The sequence below is a fragment of the Pseudomonas sp. ATCC PTA-122608 genome, assembly GCF_001952855.1.
GTDB lineage: Bacteria > Pseudomonadota > Gammaproteobacteria > Pseudomonadales > Pseudomonadaceae > Aquipseudomonas.
The window spans coordinates 18,088-36,981 of record NZ_LPNO01000002.1 but is presented as its reverse complement, the minus strand read 5'-3'; the positions used below and the strand labels follow the sequence as shown (position 1 = coordinate 36,981).

Annotated in this window: 14 protein-coding genes; 8 read left to right on the top strand and 6 right to left on the bottom strand. The window is 60.8% G+C overall.

The annotated features are described in order from the left end of the window. Window positions 1–96: 96 nt before the first annotated feature. From AU074_RS02750 to AU074_RS02740, 3 genes are all read left to right on the top strand, one after another. On the top strand, window positions 97–2,352 hold the full coding sequence (locus AU074_RS02750; protein ID WP_076013389.1) for a tetratricopeptide repeat protein: 2,256 nt from the start codon (window positions 97–99) through the stop codon (window positions 2,350–2,352). Window positions 2,353–2,471: 119 nt separating this feature from the next. Continuing rightward, a complete protein-coding gene (locus AU074_RS02745; RefSeq protein ID WP_076013388.1) occupies window positions 2,472–4,295 on the top strand; it encodes a serine hydrolase in 1,824 nt (607 codons plus the stop codon). A gap of 6 nt (window positions 4,296–4,301) precedes the next feature. After that, window positions 4,302–5,105, top strand: coding sequence for a MipA/OmpV family protein (locus tag AU074_RS02740; protein ID WP_076013387.1), 804 nt, complete (start codon window positions 4,302–4,304; stop codon window positions 5,103–5,105). A gap of 135 nt (window positions 5,106–5,240) precedes the next feature. On the opposite strand, the gene AU074_RS02735 is transcribed toward AU074_RS02740, so the two are convergent. Both AU074_RS02735 and AU074_RS02730 read right to left on the bottom strand, forming a co-directional pair. Then, a complete protein-coding gene (locus tag AU074_RS02735) occupies window positions 5,241–6,518 on the bottom strand; it encodes an ATP-binding protein (protein ID WP_076013386.1) in 1,278 nt (425 codons plus the stop codon). Continuing rightward, window positions 6,519–7,226 (bottom strand): winged helix-turn-helix domain-containing protein, encoded by a 708-nt coding sequence (locus tag AU074_RS02730; protein ID WP_076013385.1) that lies wholly within the window; start codon window positions 7,224–7,226, stop codon window positions 6,519–6,521. It lies immediately after the preceding gene. Between the two features lie 155 nt (window positions 7,227–7,381). Here AU074_RS02730 and AU074_RS02725 point away from each other — a divergent pair, with 155 nt between their 5' ends. Next, window positions 7,382–8,587: an MFS transporter gene (locus AU074_RS02725; RefSeq protein ID WP_076013384.1), complete on the top strand. Its 1,206-nt coding sequence runs from the start codon at window positions 7,382–7,384 to the stop codon at window positions 8,585–8,587. Here AU074_RS02725 and AU074_RS02720 read toward each other — a convergent pair. Beyond that, entirely contained in the window at window positions 8,543–9,145 is a 603-nt protein-coding gene (locus tag AU074_RS02720) for a tRNA-(ms[2]io[6]A)-hydroxylase (RefSeq protein ID WP_008431008.1), read from the bottom strand. The two genes, AU074_RS02725 and AU074_RS02720, sit on opposite strands and share 45 nt — an antisense overlap. A 151-nt stretch (window positions 9,146–9,296) precedes the next feature. Here AU074_RS02720 and AU074_RS02715 point away from each other — a divergent pair, with 151 nt between their 5' ends. Next, on the top strand, window positions 9,297–10,157 hold the full coding sequence (locus tag AU074_RS02715; protein ID WP_076013383.1) for a universal stress protein: 861 nt from the start codon (window positions 9,297–9,299) through the stop codon (window positions 10,155–10,157). A gap of 827 nt (window positions 10,158–10,984) precedes the next feature. On the opposite strand, the gene AU074_RS02700 is transcribed toward AU074_RS02715, so the two are convergent. After that, on the bottom strand, window positions 10,985–11,455 hold the full coding sequence (locus AU074_RS02700; protein ID WP_076013382.1) for a DUF1289 domain-containing protein: 471 nt from the start codon (window positions 11,453–11,455) through the stop codon (window positions 10,985–10,987). A gap of 394 nt (window positions 11,456–11,849) precedes the next feature. Here AU074_RS02700 and acnB point away from each other — a divergent pair, with 394 nt between their 5' ends. Then, window positions 11,850–14,450, top strand: coding sequence for a bifunctional aconitate hydratase 2/2-methylisocitrate dehydratase (acnB, locus tag AU074_RS02695; RefSeq protein WP_076013381.1), 2,601 nt, complete (start codon window positions 11,850–11,852; stop codon window positions 14,448–14,450). Window positions 14,451–14,485: 35 nt separating this feature from the next. Here acnB and AU074_RS02690 read toward each other — a convergent pair whose 3' ends face one another. Next, complete coding sequence (locus tag AU074_RS02690) at window positions 14,486–14,908, bottom strand: MerR family transcriptional regulator (RefSeq protein WP_076013380.1); 423 nt, start codon at window positions 14,906–14,908, stop codon at window positions 14,486–14,488. Between the two features lie 69 nt (window positions 14,909–14,977). Here AU074_RS02690 and AU074_RS02685 point away from each other — a divergent pair, with 69 nt between their 5' ends. Beyond that, a complete protein-coding gene (locus AU074_RS02685) occupies window positions 14,978–16,210 on the top strand; it encodes an NADH:flavin oxidoreductase/NADH oxidase family protein (protein WP_076013379.1) in 1,233 nt (410 codons plus the stop codon). A 78-nt stretch (window positions 16,211–16,288) separates the two neighbouring features. Beyond that, window positions 16,289–18,013 (top strand): ubiquinone-dependent pyruvate dehydrogenase, encoded by a 1,725-nt coding sequence (gene poxB / locus AU074_RS02680; RefSeq protein WP_076013378.1) that lies wholly within the window; start codon window positions 16,289–16,291, stop codon window positions 18,011–18,013. A 116-nt stretch (window positions 18,014–18,129) separates the two neighbouring features. On the opposite strand, the gene AU074_RS02675 is transcribed toward poxB, so the two are convergent. Next, entirely contained in the window at window positions 18,130–18,687 is a 558-nt protein-coding gene (locus AU074_RS02675) for an NADPH-dependent FMN reductase (protein ID WP_076013377.1), read from the bottom strand. Window positions 18,688–18,894: the final 207 nt, after the last annotated feature.

Below are 18,894 nucleotides of genomic sequence, written 5' to 3'. Positions count from 1 at the left end.
ACAGCGACTATTTGACAGGTAAGCGCCCAACGTCAAAGCTGCACGGAGCTTAAGCGCGCCACTAGAGCGTCAATGCATCGGACATCGGAAGTCGTAATGCCCAAGCCTGACAATAAAACCGTACCTCGCCGTGATTCATCCAGTCGTTACCTGTACCCCGTTGTGATCGCCCTGTTGCTGTTGGCCATGGCCGGGATCTGGTTTTTTCTCCAGGCCAGCACCCCCAAGCTGCCGATGGCGGCGCCTGCACCCGTGGTCACGCCGGTGGCCGTGGTGCCGCCGCCGGCAAAGATGGTCGACGAGCAGCAATGCCAAGGCTGTCATCAGGCCCAGGTCAAGGACTGGCAAGGCTCGCACCACCAACTGGCGATGCAAGCCGCCACTCCCGAGACGGTACCGGCGGACTTCAATAATGCATCCTTCAGCAGCGAGGGTGAGACCACCCGTTTCTCGCGCCGGGGCGATGAATTCTGGGTCAACACACCCGGTGCCGACGGCAAGGCCACGGACTTCAAGGTCGCCTATACCTTCGGCATCGCACCGTTGCAGCAATACCTGATCGAGGTCGGTGACGGGCGCCTGCAGGCCCTGGGCGTGGCCTGGGATACGCAAAAAAACCGCTGGTTTCACCTCTACCCCGGCCAGGGCGTGAACTTCAAGAACCCATTGCACTGGAGCAAGCCCAGCCAGAACGCCAACTTCATGTGCGTGGAGTGCCACACCACCGGCTACAAGCGTAATTTCGACGCGGCCAAAAACAGCTTCGACAGCCAATGGAACAGCCTGGGCGTCGGCTGCCAGGCGTGCCATGGGCCGGCGTCGAACCATGTGGCGTGGGCGGCGAAAAAAAGTGACCTGCTGCACGCAGGCTTTGACGTGAACCTGAAAGACAAGGACGCCACCGTCGAGATCGAAACCTGCGCCCGTTGCCACGCCCGTCGTGCACCGTTGGGGGACGGCTATACCGTCGGCAAGCGCCTGATGGACGATTACCTGCCCAGCGTCCTGACCCGCGAGCTGTACGCGCTGGACGGCAAGATCAAGGATGAAGTGTTCGAACACGGCTCGTTCGCCCAGAGCAAAATGGCCGACAAAGGCGTGCGCTGCAGCGACTGCCATAACCCTCACAACGCCGAGCTGAAGGCGCCGGGCAATGGCCTGTGTCTGCAATGCCACAACACCGCGGGCAAAACCGCGGTGGCCACCGTGGATGGTCGCGGGTTGCAGGCCAAGAACTACGACTCCCCCGAACACACCCGCCACGCGGCCGGTGAGCCGGGTTCGTTCTGCGTCGATTGCCACATGCCTGGCAAGTTCTACATGGGCAATGACTTCCGGCATGACCACAGTTTCAGCATCCCCCGGCCCGGCGATAAGGTCAGCGAGCAGTTCAAGCTCTGGAGTGCCAGCGAGCCTGAACATGCGCCGCGTTACGCCGAAAGCATGGTGTTGATTCGTGGCGGCCAACCGGGCGCCGCGCAGGCGCTGTATGACCAGTTGGCACGCAACAATCTGCCACCGATCCAGCGTGCGACATTGCTGGCTGAACTGCCGAACTACCCGAGTGAGCAGGCGTTGAAGCTGGCAACCAAGGACCTCGGCAACCCGGCGCCGCAAGTCCGTGAGAGCGCGGTGCGGGCGATCAGTGCGTTCCTGCCGCCCCCTGAACGGGTCGCGTTGTATGGGCCGTTGCTGCGGGACCCGGTGCTGGCGGTAAGGATCATCGCCGCCCGGGATCTTTTGAGTGCCTCGGCACAAGGGCTTGGGCCAGCCTGGGACAAGGCGATCGCGGAATATGAAAATGTACAGATGAGCTTGCTGGAGCGGGCCGAAGCCAATCTCAACCTGGCGATGCTGTATCAGGCCAGCGGTCGGGGCGACAAGGTCGAGGCGCAACTGCGCACCGCGTTGCTGCGGGATCCGGATTTCTTCCCGGCGCTGGTGACCCTGGCGCAATGGCTGGAGGCTAACGGCCGCGCCCTGGAGGCACGCACGCTGATCACGGACAACCTCAAGCAGCACCCAGAGGCGGCGCTGCTGCAACACACCCAGGGGTTGATGCTGATTCGGGCCGGGGATACGGCGAAAGCCATGCCGCACCTGCGTGAAGCTGCGCGGCTGGAGCCCGCGAATCCGCAATACAACTATGTACTGGCGGTGGCGCTGCATGACAGTGGGCATGTGGATCAGGCCTGTGAGCAGCTGGAAAAGCTGCTCGCCGCGCAACCGTATAACCGCAATGCGCGACTGTCGTTGATCCAGTACTACCTTGAGAACGGGAAAGAGCCCAAGGCGCAGGTGGTGATGCAGTCGTGGAAAAAACTTAACCCTGGAGACCCGGCACTGAAGTAAACCCGCTAGGGGCGGCCTGCATTAACAGTCTTTGACAGTTTTCCGACAAAGCTCACAAAGACTCATGGACGGCCCGCCCCTAGCATTCGAGCATCCAAACCACCCCTCGGGTGCTCCTCATGTTTCGCACATTGCGCAGTATTCCGCTGCTGGGTTTCTTGCTGGGCAGTCTCGGCTGCCACGGCCAACCGCCGGCCCCGCCGCCCATCCCCAAGGGCGACTACAGCGCAATCATCCGCTACCTGCAAAAACGCATTCCGGTTGAAATGGCCAGGCAAAACATACCCGGCCTGTCCATCGCCCTGGTCAATGGCCAGGAACTGATCTGGGCCCACGGCTTCGGCGTTGCCGACAAAGCCTTGGGCAAACCGGTAACCCCCAATACGGCGTTCCGCGCCGGCGCCCTCTCCAAACTGCTCACTGCAACCGCGGCCCTGCAACTGGTGGAGCAACAGCGTCTGGCCCTCGATGCCCCGATCCAGGACACCCTGCGGGAGTTCTACGTACGCTCGCGCTTTCATTCCGACCAGGCGGCCGCCGACCGCGACATCACTCTGCGCCGCCTGCTCAGCCACCAGTCGGGCCTGCCCAGCGAACACTTGCGGGATGTGCGCAACACCTTCGCCATGGGCCAGATGCCGATGCGTGTTTCGGGCGTGTGGCTGAGCACTCCGCCGGGCACCCAAGTGGCGTATTCCAACCTCGGCTACGCCCTGGTCGGTGCCGCCATTGAGCGCAGCAGCGGGCAAGACTTTGAAAACCGCCTGCAAAGCAGCCTGCTCAAGCCCCTGGAGATGAACCAGTCGAGCTTCGTCGGCACCGGCGCGCAACTGAGCTTCCGGGCCGTGGGTTATGAAGACGGCACCGTCAGCCCCGACGCCCAGGTGCGTGACCTCGCCGCCGGTGGCTTGTGGGCCAGCCCCAAAGACCTCAGCCACTATGTGCGAATGCTCTTTGCCCGAGGCCGCTACAAAGACAAACAGGTGGTGGGCAGCCAGTCGATTGACGAAATGTTCACCCAGCAAAACACCGGAAATGCCCTGGACTTCGACTGCCAGATGGGCCTGGGGTGGTTTCTCGCGCCCTGTGGTGATGAGCCGGTCGGCCCCGGGATACGCACCTTCCAGCACAGCGGTGGCGGGGATGATTTCGCCACACAACTGACGATGCTGCCGGACCAGCAACTGGCCGTAATCGTGATGGCCAACGACAGCAGTGCCGAAGAGATGGTGGTGTCCCTGACCACCGACACCCTGCGCCTGATGCTTCAGGCCCAGACCGGCGACCCGGTGTGTTCCGACGACTGCCAACAGCCGGCCCACGGCCTGAAAATCCGCCAGGTACCCGCCGTCATCGACCGCAAGCGCCTGGCCGGTTTCTACGCCACGGCGTGGGGCATTTTCCGTATCAAGGACGAAAACGGTCAGTTGTATGGCGAGTTGGCCGACACCCGTTTCGAACTGCTGCGTGACGGCCAGGGCTGGCTGCGGGCGCAGCAGAAATTTCTCGGTTTCTGGCTCAAGGACCTGGGCGAACTGGGCCGCGTGCAGCTGGACGTGGTGACGGTGCAAGGCCGCCAGATGCTCACCGCCCGCAGCAATGGCCAGCGTGTGCCTGTGGGCGAACGCATCGAACAGACCCCACTGAGCACCGCGTGGGCCGGCACCATCGGCACCTATCAAGTGCTTAACACCCACGAACCCGACGCGCCCTTGAGCGGCATCAGCGTGCGCCTGGAAAACGGCTTCCTGGTGATCCGCGGCCAACTGCACGACGAGCCGCTGACCGACTACATCCTGCTGCCCGTGGACAACGCCCACGCGGTACTTGCCGGCAACGGCTATGGCCTGGGGGACACCGTGAGCCGCCAGATCAATGGCCTGAGCGCCTCCGGCTACCAGTTCAAACGTACGGATTCCCCCCACAACCCCTTGAGTCTCTGACCTCACATGAAGACCATCATGCGTTCAAAAAACCTTTGCCTGTCCCTGACGTCGCTGTGCCTGCTGGCCAGCGCCGACACCCTGCTGGCCGACGACTGGGAATACACCCTCAAGGCCGGCGTGGCCAACCTGCCCCGCTACAGCGGCAGCGACGAGCGGGTTACCGCGCCGGTGCTGGGGGCGGCCATCGTCAGCCCGTGGGGCGTTTTCCTCGACACCGACAAAGGCCTGGGCTGGGGTTATGAAGGCGGCGGCGCGAGCTTCAGCGCCTACGTCGGCGCCAGTGGCAATCGCAAGGATGAAAGCAAGAGCGGTCGCCCGGGCTCGAAGAAGCTCAAGGGCATGGGCGAAATCAAGACCCGCGCCCAAGTGGGTGTCAGTGGCAGCTATAACCTGGGCGGTGTGATTGTCGGCGCCACCCTGGAGCATGCGCTCGAAGAAGATGATCACAAGGATTCCGGCAAGGCCTTCACCCATCTGGAACTGAGCCTGGGCACTAACCTGTATGACGGCGACTATGGTTCGCTGGACGCCAGCCTCAGCAGCCATTTTGGCGACAGCAACTACCTGCAGACCTGGTACGGCGTCACCACCGGCCAGGCCGCGCAGAGCCGCTTCAAGGCCTACAAGGCCAGCGGCGGCAATATCAGCAACGGGATGAACCTGGTGTGGAGTTTGCCGATCAGTGAACACACCGAATTCTCGACCTTGCTGGATGTGCAGTACCTGGCGGACAAGGCAGGCCAGAGCCCGATTGTGGAGCGGCGGTTGCAGACGTCGGTGATGGGGATGGTCGAGTACACTTTCTAATTTTGGTAACCCCATCAAAATGTGGGAGCGGGCTTGCTCGCGAAGGCGGTGGATCAGTCGCCGGATACGTTGACTGAAACACCGTCTTCGCGAGCAAGCCCGCTCCCACATTTGATCTCCATGGCTCCTGGAGGGTTACTCGGCATACGCCCAGGTCATCCGGAACGACGCCCCACCCCACTCCGAATCCAGCACTTCAACCTGCCCGCCATGCCACTGGCACACCCGCCGCACCAGCGCCAGGCCAAGGCCGAAACCACCGGTGCGGCGGTCGCGGCTGGCGTCCAGGCGCAGGAACGGTTCGAAAATCTTCGCCCGCCCCTCCATCGGCACCCCCGGCCCATCGTCATTCACCCGCACTTCATAGCCGGCACCAAACTTCACCAGCGACACTTCCACACGCCGGTCGGCGTAGCGAATCGCATTGCGCAACAGGTTGATCACCGCCCGCGCCATAAAGCGCGGCTCGATGCGGATGTAATCGACTTCACAGGTGCGCAGCAGCAACTGCACCCCCGCCGCCTCGGCCTCCAGGGCAACGCTGCCGATGACGCTGTCGAGCCAGCTGTGGGCCTCAATGCTTTCCCGAGTGATCTGCGTGGCGCCGCGCTCCAGGCTGGCGTAGGTCAACAGTTCCGAGACCATTTCTTCCAGCTCGCCGAGGTCGGCGTACATGTCGGCGATCAGCGCACGGCTCTCCCGTGGGTCGGCCTGTTGCTTGAGTTGGTCGAGTTCAAACGATAGCCGCGCAATCGGCGTGCGCAATTCGTGGGAGACCGCGTTGGTCAGCTCGCGCTGATTGGCGATCAGGCTTTCGATGCGCTCGGCCATCTGGTTGAAGTGCCCCGCCAGCTCACGCACGGTGGAGCGGCGCGGCAACAGGATGCGTGAACCCAGGTCGTTGTCACCAAAGCGCTGGGCTGCCAGGCGAATGTGCTCCAGGTCGCGCCAATGCGGGCGTACCCAGAAATACAGCACGATCGCCAGGCACACGCCAAGGAAGCCATACGCCCACAGGTAGAGCCACTTGGGTTCTTCCGGCAGCTTGATTTCCAGCAGCTGCTTGCCGCCGTCGATGTTGGCGATGAATTCCATGAAATCGCCGCGCACCACCAACTCGCCACCGGCCAGCAGTTGCTGTTCACGTTCGGTCAGTTTCAGCGCGTCCTGCGGCACCAGCGCGAGGCGCAGCCCATAGTGCGGTTGCAACTCCGCCAGGCGTGCGGCCCGCGCTTCACCGGTCACTGGCCGCAATTGTTCCAGCAGCCCATAGGCCGGGCCGCGAAGGGCTTCGCGGTTATAGGTTTCGTTGGCCTCCGGCAGCAACTCATCGAAGGTGTAGTTCACCAGCCAGATCGCCCCGGCCAAACCAATGGCCAGGATGATATACAGACGCAGAAACAGCCTTAACATCTAAATCTCCCAGGCGAACGGATTGAACAGGTAACCCTTGCCCCAGATAGTCTTGATGCACACCGGTTCCCGGGGATTGTCATTGAGCTTGCCGCGCAGCTTGCTGATGTACACGTCGACACTGCGATTGAGCCCGTCAAAGGCAATCCCGCGCATGCGATTGAGGATGTCGTCGCGGGAGAGGATTTTCCCGGCGGCGCTGGCCAGCAACCACAGCAGTTCGAATTCCATGGTGGTCAGGTCGATCTTCTCGCCACCCAGGCTTACCACCCGGCAACTGCGATCGATAGTCAGCCGGCCAAACTCAAGGGCGCCGCGCACCGTGGGTTCCGGCGTCTGGCGGCGTTGCAGGGCACGCAAGCGGGCCAGCAGCACGGGCGGTTTGATCGGTTTGATCACATAGTCGTCGGCGCCGGATTCCAGGCCGAGGATATGGTCCAGGTCGTCTTCCTTGGCGGTGAGGATCACGATCGGCGTGTCGGACACATTGCGAATTTCGCGACACACATGCAGGCCGCTCTGGCCGGGCAGCATCAGGTCGAGCACGACGATCTTCGGCTTGAACTCCAGGAAGGCCGCCAGCGCCAGGTCGCCACGGTGCACGGCCAGCACCTCGAAGCCATGCTGGGACAGGAAATGGGCGATCAGCCCTGCCAGCTTCTGATCGTCCTCCACGAGCAATACCTTGCCGAGACCCAAGTTATCCATATTTTTCCAGTGCGCGCGCGGATTGAAGTGTGCGCATTATAGGTGGCAAGCTGGGCAACTAAAGCAGCTGGCCATCACTGGCCGACGAAGCTTCATGCTTTTAAGAGTTTTTAACAAATAACCTGCAATCTTTAACGCCATTCACAGGGAGTTGTATGCGCAAGGATTACCTGGCTTTCTTCATTTCACTGTTTCTGTCGCGGCTGGCCGACCAGATTTTGTTATTCATCGTGCCGTTGATCGTGTTTCAGACCACCAACAGTGTGTCCTGGGCCGGCCTGGCGTTTTTTGTCGAGTCACTGCCGCGTTTTTTGTCATTCCCGGTGTGCGGCGCGTTGTGCGACAAGTTTTCTCCCGTTCGCATCCTGCACATCAGCCAGGTTTACCGGGCGGTTGCCTGCGTGCTGGCGGTGCTGCTGTATGGGGCGTTTGACGGGATCTACTGGATTGTCATTCTTTCGGCGCTGTGTGGCGTGCTGACCACCCAGGGCATCATGGCCCGGGAAGTGGTGATGCCGCATATCTTCAAGCATTACACCTACGCCAAGACTTTGTCGTACTCGCAGATTGCCGACCAGACCGGGTTGGTGCTGGGCCCGTTGGTGGCGGCGTTGATGCTGGAAGTCTGGGCCTGGCATTGGGTAGTGCTGGGGATTGCCGGGCTGTTCCTGCTGGCAGACCTGGCGATGCTGATCTGGCAGCGCAACACCACGGTCAACCTGGAGACCTTCGAGCAGCACCATGACATCTGGCTGCAACCGCTGCGCATCGCCTTCGGGCATATCCGCAGCCTGCCGGAACTGAAACGGATCATCGCCCTGGCGGTGGGCGTGAACCTGATCATCGGCGTCACCCTGGCCACGTCGGCCGCCATGGTCATCGGTCAATACGCCGCCGGCAAGGACACCTACGCCGGCCTGCAGGCGGCGGGTGCCGTGGTGACCATTGTCATTCTGTTCTATCTGGCTCGCGCTACCCTGCCGTTGAAGGTGCTCGGCGGCCTGTCGTATTCAATGATTGCCGTGGGTGCGCTGGTGACAGCGATCAGCCCGAACGTCTGGGCCTATACCGCAGGCTTCCTGCTGGTGACCGGTTTCGACAAGATGTTCAACGTGTATATGCGCAGCATCCGCCAGCGGGTGATTCCGACCCAGGATTTTGGCAAGACCGTGGGGGTGATCACGTTGCTCAACAATCTCTCGCAGCCGTTGGCCGGGTTGCTGATTGCAGTACTCGCGGCACCGCTGGGGACGCAGACGGTGATCCTGCTACTGGCCGGGATCACCGTATTGATCGGTGCGCTGGTGTACGTGGTGTCAGGCCGGCACGCCACTGTGAAAGCGGAACTCGACGTCCGGTGACTCGATCAGTTCCTGCTCGGCGGCGCGCACGCGGTCGATGACTTGGGCGATGTCCTTGGCGTCACCGTACTGGTAAGCCAGTTTCAGGTAACCCTGGAAATGCCGGGCCTCGCTTTTCAGCAGGCCGAAGTAGAACTTGCCGAGTTCTTCGTCCAAATGCGGTACCAGTGCTTCGAAACGCTCGCAACTGCGGGCTTCGATAAACGCGCCGACCACGAGGGTATCCACCAGCTTGACCGGCTCATGGCTACGCACCACTTTGCGCAAACCCGAAGCGTAGCGGCCGGCGGACAGCTGTCGCAGCTCGATCTTGCGCTTCTTCATCAGGCGCATGACTTGTTCGTGGTGCACCAGTTCTTCCCGGGCCAGGCGCGACATCAGGTTGATCAGGTCGACATGGGAATGGTACTTGGCGATCAGGCTCAAGGCGGTGCTGGCGGCCTTGAATTCGCAGTTCTTGTGGTCGATCAGCAAGGTTTCCTGGTCGGCCAACGCGGCCTGGACCCAGCCGTCGGGGGTGCGGCAACCGAGGAATTCGTGGATTTCTGGCAGGTTCATCGGGCTCACGGGCAAAGATTCACAAAAGGCCGGCGATTATACCGACCGCGCCGCAGACCGCCAGCCACCGGGCTTGATGTGCATCAACATGACGTGTGCCGAGCAGCAACTATAGTTGTTCCACGCCCACCCTTTTTTGGAGAACCCGACCATGCAAGCCATCCGCAGCATCCTGGTGGTCATTGAGCCCGAGCATTCGGAAAGCCTGGCCCTCAAGCGCGCCAAACTGATTGCCGGCGTCACTGGGGCCCATTTGCATTTGTTGGTGTGTGACAAGAGGCATGAGCATTCGGCGATGTTGAGCCTGCTGAAGGCGGGTTTGCAGGAGGATGGCTACAGCGTCACCACCGAACAGGCGTGGAATGACAGCCTGCATGAAACCATCATCGACGTGCAGCAGGCGGAGGGGTGTGGGTTGGTGGTCAAGCAGCACTTTGCTGATAGCCCGCTGAAAAAAGCGCTGTTGACGCCTGCCGACTGGAAGCTGATGCGCTACTGCCCTACCCCGGTGCTGCTGGTGAAGACGTCCACGCCGTGGGCGGGCGGGGTGATTCTGGCGGCGATTGATGTGGGGAATTCCGATGCGGAGCATCAGGCGTTGCATAACTCAATCATTGATCATGGGTTTGATATTGCGAGCCTGGCCAAGGCGCAGTTGCATGTGATCAGTGCGCATCCTTCGCCGATGCTGTCGGCGGCGGATCCGGTGTTTCAGCTCAAGGAGACGATCGAGGCGCGGTATCGTGAGCAGTGCAAGGCGTTTCAGGCGGAGTTTGATATTGACGACACGCACCTGCATATCGAGGAAGGGCCGGCGGATGTGTTGATTCCTCATGCGGTGCATAAGTGGCAGGCGGCGGTGACCATTATCGGTACCGTGGCGCGTACGGGGATTACCGGGGCGTTGATCGGGAATACGGCGGAGGTGGTGCTGGATGCGGTGGACAGTGATGTGTTGGTGCTTAAGCCGCAGGAGTTGATGGATCATCTGGAAGAGCTGGCTAATGGGTGATGCTTCTTTTTGGGGGCATATCCGTTTTTTGGGTGATGGTTTGTATTGGTTCCGCTCTTACAGCGGGTCACTTTTGAAAGGAGCCCAAAAGTAACCAAAAGGCTCTTGCCCCACCACTCGGCACCTCGCTTAAGCTCGGTGTGCCCTCACTCCGGCTTTGGACCGTGGGCCGCCGTCATGGGCCATCCTTGGCCCAGGACGGCTAACCCGGCGTCCTGCCGGGTTACCCACGCTCCAAAGCCTGCGTTCGGCCAGCGTGGTTAACGGGGCGCCTAAGATCAAGATCAAAAGCAGATCAAGAGCACAGCGGCCTACAGGCCGGCTTGAGTGTGGTGAAGCAACAGCAGGAGCAACAGCGAAATCAAGAGCGGGCACGGTCCAAATGTGGGAGCGGGCTTGCTCGCGAAGGTCGTTAACGATGACGCTGGCATCCTGATTCAACGCGGCGTTCTCAGGTTTTTCGCGAGCAAGCCCGCTCCCACAGAAAAGCAGCTCTGCTTTCGCTCTTAACACTCAAGCCGGCCGGGAGGCCGCTGTGCTCTTGCTTTTGATCTGCTTTTGATCTGACTGCCCCATTCAGCCCGAGGCCGAACGCAGGTATTGCGGAGCGGGTAAACCGGCAGGACGCCGGTTTAGCCGCGCCGGGCCATGGATGGCCCGTCGCGGCGGCCCGCGGAGCAATGCCGGAGTGAGGGAACACCGAGCCTAGGCGAGGTGCCGACAGGCGGGGCAGAGCGTTTTGGTTACTTTTGCGCTTTTTCAAAAGTGACCCGCTGTAAGAGCGGAACCCTAAGTGGCCGTTACCTAAATAACGGATATGTACACCATCAGCCCCCAAAAGCATCCCGCAAAAACCCCGGCGCGATATACCGCTGATAATGCGCCTCAGACAGAATGAAAAACTCCCGGTCAATGGCATCCCGCAAATCCGGCAACCCCCACTCCCGAAACTCCGGCATCAGCACCATGCCATACGCCTCCAGATGGGTAATCACCCTCGACCCCCGGGCAATCAACTGATACGCCCAGCAGTACTCCGACTGATGCGGCACAAACCGAATCTTGCGCTGCTCCAACTGCCCACGCAGCATTTTCGGGTCAAACACCTCAAGCTTCCCGGCCATCACCTGCACCAACAACTGCTCCAGCCGCAGCCAAACCGCTCGTTTTTCTTCCTCGTTATAACCGTTCCACTGAATCACCTCATGGTGAAACCGCTTACACCCCCGGCACACAAGATCGCCGTAAACCGTGGAGCACAGGCCTACGCAAGGGGTCTTGATGGTTTGATTAGACATGATCGACAACGCACAAATCAGCGAAACAGTTGCACATGTTAGCCCTTTGTCTAAGGTTGATCACCCTGCAAACTTGGCAAGGCAACTTACGTTTAGAAATTTTTTGCCGTAGAATCATCCGGCCTTGTAAGGCGCCAATAATCCGTTGGAAGCTGTTTTCAAAGCGTCACGAGCACAGTCGTTCCTAAAGAACGGTGTTGGCGATGGTTATTTACCCGGTAAATAGCCAGCGCCAACCCTCATCAGCTCCGTTCTGCAGGCGTAAAACTTTGAAAGCAGCTTCTGTGAGGATTGCCGGCAGCGCTGGCTCTACGGCCCAAAAAGCCCCTGAGCGCATGCGTGCCGTGCATTTCTGGATGAGCGTCCCGTGGGACCACTGATGAGGGTAATAACTGTGCTTGAAGCCTACCGCAAACATATCGAAGAGCGTGCAGCCCTGGGTATTGTTCCCCAGCCGCTTAACGCCGAACAAACCGCAGGCCTGGTCGAGCTGCTGAAAAATCCTCCGGCTGGCGAAGAAGAATTCCTCGTTGACCTGATCACCAACCGCATTCCACCAGGCGTTGACGAAGCTGCCTACGTCAAGGCCGGTTTCCTGTCTGCCCTGGCCAAGGGCGAAGCCACTTCCCCTCTGATCGACAAGAAACGCGCTGTTGAGCTGCTCGGCACCATGCAAGGCGGCTACAACATCGTGACTTTGGTCGAGCTGCTGGACGACGCCACCCTGGCTCCCGTCGCTGCCGCCCAACTCAAGCACACCCTGCTGATGTTCGATGCCTTCCACGATGTCGCGGAAAAAGCCAAGAACGGCAACCAGCACGCCAAAGACGTGGTCCAGTCCTGGGCCGATGGCGAGTGGTTCAAGAACCGCCCGACCCTGGCCGACAAGATCAGCCTGCGCGTGTTCAAGGTGACGGGCGAAACCAACACCGACGACCTGTCCCCTGCCCCGGACGCCTGGTCCCGCCCTGACATCCCGCTGCACGCCCTGGCCATGCTGAAAATGGCCCGTGAAGGCATCGTGCCGGATGAGCAAGGCAAAACCGGCCCGATGAAGCAGATCGAAGAAATGCGCGGCCAAGGCTTCCCGATCGCCTACGTCGGTGACGTGGTCGGTACCGGTTCGTCGCGTAAATCGGCTACCAACTCGGTGCTGTGGTTCTTCGGCGACGACGTTCCTTTCGTGCCGAACAAGCGCGCTGGCGGCTTCTGCTTCGGCAGCAAGATCGCTCCCATCTTCTACAACACCATGGAAGATGCTGGCGCACTGCCAATCGAATTCGACGTCACCAACATGAACATGGGCGACGTGATCGACCTGTACCCGCATGCTGGCAAAGTCACCAAGCACAACAGCGATGAAGTCCTGACCACCTTCGAAATGAAGACCCCGGTCCTGTTGGACGAAGTCCGTGCTGGCGGTCGTATCCCGCTGATCATCGGCCGTGGCCTGACCGAGAAGGCTCGCGTTGAGCTGGGTCTGCCGCCTTCGACCCTGTTCAAACTGCCGGAAGCTCCGGCTGAAAGCGACAAGGGCTATACCCTGGCGCAGAAAATGGTCGGCAAGGCCTGCGGCGTGGCTGGCGTTCGTCCAGGCACCTACTGCGAACCGAAGATGACCACCGTCGGCTCCCAGGACACCACCGGTCCTATGACCCGTGACGAACTGAAAGACCTGGCGTGCCTGGGCTTCTCGACCGATCTGGTAATGCAGTCGTTCTGCCATACCGCGGCCTATCCAAAGCCGATCGACGTGACCACCCACCACACCCTGCCTGACTTCATCATGACCCGTGGCGGTGTATCGCTGCGTCCAGGCGACGGCATCATCCACAGCTGGCTGAACCGTATGCTGCTGCCGGACACCGTCGGTACCGGTGGTGACTCCCACACCCGTTTCCCAATGGGCATTTCGTTCCCGGCCGGTTCCGGCCTGGTAGCGTTCGCCGCAGCCACTGGCGTTATGCCACTGGACATGCCGGAATCGATCCTGGTGCGCTTCAAAGGCGAAATGCAGCCTGGTATCACCCTGCGTGACCTGGTTCACGCCATTCCTTACTACGCGATCCAGGCTGGCCTGCTGACCGTAGAGAAGAAAGGCAAGAAGAACGCCTTCTCCGGCCGCATCCTGGAAATCGAAGGCCTGGACAACCTGAGCATCGAACAGGCTTTCGAGCTGTCCGACGCCTCGGCTGAACGTTCGGCTGCCGGTTGCACCATCAAGCTGTCGAAAGAATCCATCACTGAGTACCTGAACTCCAACATCACCCTGCTGCGCTGGATGATCGGTGAAGGCTACGGCGATGCGCGTACCCTGGAACGTCGTGCCCAAGCGATGGAAGCCTGGGTTGCCAACCCTGAGCTGATGGTTGCCGATGCCGACGCCGAATACGCTGAAATCATCGAAATCGACCTGGCCGACATCAAGGAGCCTGTGCTCTGCGCGCCAAACGATCCGGACGACGCCCGTCTGCTGTCCAGCGTTGCTGGCGAGAAGATCGACGAAGTGTTCATCGGTTCGTGCATGACCAACATCGGTCACTTCCGCGCTGCCGGTAAACTGCTGGATCAGGTCAAGGGTCAGCTGCCAACCCGTCTGTGGCTGTCGCCGCCGACCAAGATGGACGCTCACCAACTGACCGAAGAAGGCTACTACGGCATCTACGGCAAGGCTGGCGCGCGCATGGAAATGCCGGGCTGCTCGCTGTGCATGGGTAACCAGGCACGTGTAGAGCCGAACTCGACCGTTGTGTCGACTTCCACCCGTAACTTCCCGAACCGTCTGGGTGACGGCGCAAACGTCTACCTGGCCTCGGCTGAGCTGGCGTCGGTGGCTTCCATCCTGGGTCGCCTGCCGACCGTCGAGGAGTACATGGAATACGCCGCGAAGATCAACACCATGGCCAGCGACGTGTATCGCTACCTGAGTTTTGACCAGATCGCCGAGTTCCGTGAAGCTGCTGCAAACGCCAACATCCCGGTCATTCAAGCCTAAGGCTTAATTTCCGGTCAGAAAAACGCCGCGTATCGTCAGATGCGCGGCGTTTTTTTATGCGCCTCGATTGAGGCCCAGACTTTCTCCTGCGCCTGGGTGCAAGGCGTGCCTTGCGGGTGCGCCTGGATCGTTGCGATCACTGCGCGTAACTCTGCCTTGCTTTGGTCCATACGCGCCTGAAGCTCTTCTATTTGCACAATCTTGTGCTCCAGCCTGAAGACCATCTGCGCCCGCTTGGCCTCACTCGGTGAGTCGTCCGGCATCAGCGCCTTCAATTCCTGCAAGCTGAAACCCGCCCGCTGCGCGCCCTGGATCAATTGCAGCGCCTGCAGTGTCTGCATTGAATAACGACGGTATCCGTTGCCTTGCCGCTCAACCTGGATCAGCCCCTGGGCCTCGTAATAGCGGATCTTCGAAGCAGCCAGCCCACTGCGTTGCGCCAGTTCACCAATATTCATCGCCGACCCCATTGACCTTAAAGTGACCTTTAAGCTTAGCCTGAGCGCTCCCTTTGTGAGGAGTCAAGCATGTCGCCCTTTGAAGCGTTGCAATTGCCCAACGGCCAGGTCATCAGTAACCGCATCGCCAAGGCGGCGATGGAAGAGAACATGGCGCAGGTCAACCAGGCGCCTTCCGAGGCCTTGATGCGCCTGTATCAAGCCTGGGCCGAAGGCGAACCCGGGCTGATCCTGACCGGCAACGTGATGATCGACCGCCGCGCCATGACCGGCCCCGGCGGCGTGGTGCTGGAAGACGAACGCCACCTGGACGAGTTTCGCCGCTGGGCCGCGATTGGCCGGGCAAAGGGTGCGCAATTCTGGGTCCAGCTCAACCACCCGGGCCGGCAGACCATGGCCAACCTCGGCCAGCAAGCAATGGCGCCCTCGGCCGTTCCCCTCGACCTCGGCGGCTTCTCGAAGATGTTCGCCCAGCCCAAAGCGATGACCGAGGAAGATATACAGGACGTCATCTCGCGCTTCGCCACCAGCGCGTGTCTCGCCGAAAAAGCCGGTTTCAGCGGTGCGCAGATTCATGCGGCCCACGGCTACCTGATCAGCCAGTTTCTCTCGCCCTTGAGCAACCAGCGCACGGACCGCTGGGGCGGCAGCCTGGAAAACCGCGCACGTCTGCTGCTGGAAGTGATCACGGCCGTGCGCGCCGCCGTGAGCCCGCACTTCTGTGTGGCGGTAAAACTCAACTCCGCGGACTTCCAGCGCGGCGGGTTTGATGCCGCCGACGCCCGCGCCGTGGTCGAGTTGCTCAACCCGCTGGCCCTCGACCTGCTGGAGTTGTCCGGCGGCAGCTACGAAGCCCCGGCCATGCAAGGCGAGGCTCGCGACGGGCGCACTCTGGCCCGCGAAGCCTATTTCATCGAGATGGCCAGCGACCTGGCGAAAGTCGCCAGCATGCCGGTGATGGTCACCGGCGGCATCCGGCGCTTGCCGATTGTCCAGCAAGTCCTGGACAGCGGCATCGCCATGGCCGGAATCGCCACCGCGCTGACCCTGGAGCCGCACCTGATCAAGCAATGGCGCGCAGGCCGCGATCTCAACCCGCAACTGCCGGCCATCCGCTGGAAGCGCAAACCCCTGGCCAGCCTGGCGACCATGGCAGTGGTGCGTTATCAGTTACGCCGCCTGAGCCGTGGCCGCCAGCCGAAACCTGGGGTGGCGCCGCTGCTGGCGCTGATCAAGGACCAACTGTTTATCGCCCGGCGCACCCGCCAATATCGCGCTGCGATGACCAATTCTTCATATTGAGCGGGGAGCATTCAGCGCCGTGGAACTGTCCTCTAGTGATCAGCAGCTTTTTACACTCACTGACGATTGGAGTTCTTCATGGCGAAAATCACCCTGGCCCAGCAATTGGCGACCACCCTTGAACAGGCGGGCATCAAGCGCATCTGGGGCCTGACCGGCGACAGCCTCAACGGCCTGACCGACTCCCTGCGCACCATGGACAGCATCGAGTGGATGCACGTGCGCCACGAAGAAGTGGCCGCGTTTGCCGCCGGTGCCGAAGCGGCGGCCACCGGTGAACTGACCGTATGCGCCGGCAGCTGCGGCCCCGGGAACCTGCACTTGATCAATGGCCTGTTCGACTGTCATCGCAACCATGTGCCGGTGCTGGCCATCGCTGCACAGATCCCCTCCTCCGAGATCGGCCTGAACTACTTTCAGGAAACCCATCCCCAGGAACTGTTCAAGGAGTGCAGCCACTTTATCGAGCTGGTGACCAACCCCGAACAGATGCCCCACGTGCTGCACCGCGCCATGCGCTCGGCGATCCTCAATCGCGGCGTGGCGGTGGTGGTGATTCCGGGCGATGTGTCGTTGCTGGAAGTGGAAGACAAGTTCAAACCGTGGCCGGCCCTGCTGGCGCCGCGCACCCTGCCGGCAGAACAGGACCTGCAACGCCTCACTGAGATCCTCGAAAACAGCGGCAAAGTCACCCTGCTGTGCGGCAGCGGCTGTGCCGGCGCCCACGATGAAGTGGTAGCCCTGGCCGACGCCCTCGGCGCACCGGTGGTTCACGCCCTGCGCGGCAAAGAGCATGTGGAGTGGGACAACCCGTTCGACGTCGGCATGACCGGCCTGATCGGCTTCAGCTCCGGTTACCACGCCATGCTCAACTGTGACACGCTGATCATGCTCGGCACTGACTTCCCGTATCGCCAGTTCTACCCGACTGACGCGAAGATCATCCAAGTCGACCGCAACCCGCAGGCATTGGGCCGACGTGCCACGCTGGACTTGGGGATTGCTGCCGACGTCAGCGAAACGATTCAAGCGCTGTTGCCGCGCCTGACCCGCAAGACGGATCGCAGCTTCCTCGAAACCTCGCTCAAGCATTATGAGAAAGCGCGCCAAGGCTTGGATGACCTGGCGGAACCGTCAAAGGCTGGCCGGCCGATTCATCCGCAATACGTAGCGCGCCTGCTCAGTGAGCTGGCGGACGACGATGCGATTTTCACCGCCGACGTTGGCTCGCCTACGGTGTGGGCAGCGCGCTACCTGAAGATGAACGGCAAGCGCCGGCTGATTGGCTCGTTCAACCATGGCTCGATGGCCAACGCCATGCCCCAGGCCATCGGCGCACAAGCGGCATTTCCCGGGCGTCAGGTGATTTCGATGTCTGGCGACGGTGGCTTTACCATGCTGATGGGCGACTTCATCAGCCTGGCTCAGTTGAACCTGCCGGTGAAATTGGTGGTGTTCAACAACTCGTCCCTGGGCTTTGTCGCCATGGAGATGAAGGCTGCGGGCTATCTGGACACCGGCACCGAACTGAAAAACCCGGACTTTGCCGCCATGTCCAACGCCATGGGCATCCTCGGCATTCGTGTCGAGCAATCCGAAGACCTCGAGCCGGCCCTGCGCCGCGCCCTGGCCCATGACGGCCCGGTGCTGGTGGACGTGGTCACCGCCACCCAGGAACTGGTGATGCCACCGAGCATCAAGCTCGAACAGGCCAAGGGCTTCAGCCTGTACATGCTCAAGGCGGTGATGAGCGGGCGTGGTGATGAAGTGATCGAGCTGGCGAAAACCAACTGGCTCAGATAAGTCCCGCCACTGTAGGAGCGAGTTTGCTCGCGAAGATCGTTAACGATGACGCGGGCTATTTGAAAGCTCGCGTCGCCTGGACGTTCTTCGCGAGCAAGCTCGCTCCTACAGGTTACTTATGCGCTCTGTTTTTCCACCCATTTGCCGTAGGCATCGATGAACGCCTGCAAAAACGGCTTGGTCTTTTCCGACACCTTCCCCGACTCGTCGAACACACTGCCCGCGCCGCCCAGGTAGGCTTCCGGCTGCTGCATGCACGGCACATCAAGGAACACCAACGACTGGCGCAAATGGTGATTGGCCCCAAAACCGCCGATGGCGCCGGGGGACACACTGATCACCGCGCCGGGCTTGCCGCTGAAGACACTTTGGCCATAAGGACGTGAACCGACGTCAATCGCATTCTTCAATACACCCGGCACGGAGCGGTTGTATTCGGGCGTCACAAACAGCACCGCGTCGGATGAACGCACGTGTTGACGGAAAGTACTGTAGGCTGCCGGCGGTGCAGCGCCGTCGATGTCCTCGTTGTAGAGCGGCAAATCGCCAATTTCGACAATGTTCAACTTGAGGTTGGCGGGCGCCAACTCGGCCAATGCCAGGGCGACCTTGCGGTTGATCGACTCTTTTCTCAAGCTGCCGACCAGTACGGCAATCGTGTAGACCTTGCTCATTGGGGTTTCCCGATTTCTGACTTAAGGAGTTTGTAGTTATAGAGCCTGCGCGACGCTACCACCAGCGCGTTTTTGCAATCCCCAGGGACGTTAACGCCGCAGATGGACTTGTAAGTAATGTCTGAAAAAGTCAACGAATAGTATTTTTTTTCAATAGGTAAACTACCCCGCTCTCCTACGGTCTACAGAACCGCAAATCGAGTGTTT